Consider the following 814-nt stretch of genomic DNA (forward strand, 5'->3'; position numbering starts at 1 on the left):
GCGGGGATGCGTGTGCGTGTTGCGCTGGCCAAGAGCGGGGATCTGCGCTTGGGAGAAAGTGTTACAGCCATATTGACGTTGAAAGACTCAGACACGGAAAAGGCGCAGTCGAAAGCAGGAAAACGTCTGCGCATCTCCGCCTCAGCACTGGTGTACTGGCAAGGCCAGACCGGTGTGTTCATTCGCACGGGCAAAAGCGTGCGCTTCGTCCCCTTGTCGGTGGACACCAGAGACGAGGCTACAGCCGTGGTGCGCGGAGTGCTTCCAGCAAATGCGGAGATTGCGATCGCAGGTATCGCTGCGCTCAAGAACCTGCTGTCCGGAGGTCAGTGATGCTGGCTAGGCTGATCGATTTTTCGCTGCGTCAGCGGGCTCTTGTGCTACTCGCAGCACTGGCCCTGGCACTGGCCGGTGCCTGGGCCTATGTGCATCTACCCATAGATGCGTTCCCCGACATCTCACCAACCCAGGTCAAAGTGATCCTGAAGGTGCCGGGCATGACGCCTGAAGAAGTGGAGCAGCGCGTCTCCACCCCCGTCGAGCAGGAGCTACTGGGTCTGCCGCACAAGACCATCGTGCGCTCGGTTTCCAAGTACGGCATCAGCGACGTGACTGTGGATTTTGCCGAGGGTACGGACGTCTACTGGGCTCGCCAGCAGGTCTCCGAAAGGCTGGCAGGCATACAGCGCGACCTGCCTGCTACCGCAGAAGGGGGGCTGGCCCCCATCACCACGCCATTGGGCGAGATGTTCATGTTTACGGTTGATGGCGAGAGCTACTCTCTGGCCGAACGCCGACGTGTGCTGGACTGGGT

1 protein-coding gene and 1 pseudogene are annotated in these 814 nt (G+C 60.6%); both read left to right on the plus strand.

The window, feature by feature from the left end; translation table 11 throughout:
* A pseudogene (locus tag ACWGXF_RS24370) lies at positions 1-333 on the plus strand (efflux RND transporter periplasmic adaptor subunit); the annotation flags it as partial.
* The coding region (locus ACWGXF_RS24375) for an efflux RND transporter permease subunit (RefSeq protein ID WP_452102605.1) at positions 333-814 on the plus strand (482 nt) is incomplete at its 3' end. The pseudogene ACWGXF_RS24370 and the gene ACWGXF_RS24375, both read left to right, overlap by 1 nt.

The sequence above is a fragment of the Comamonas sp. HJ-2 genome (assembly GCF_053615495.1).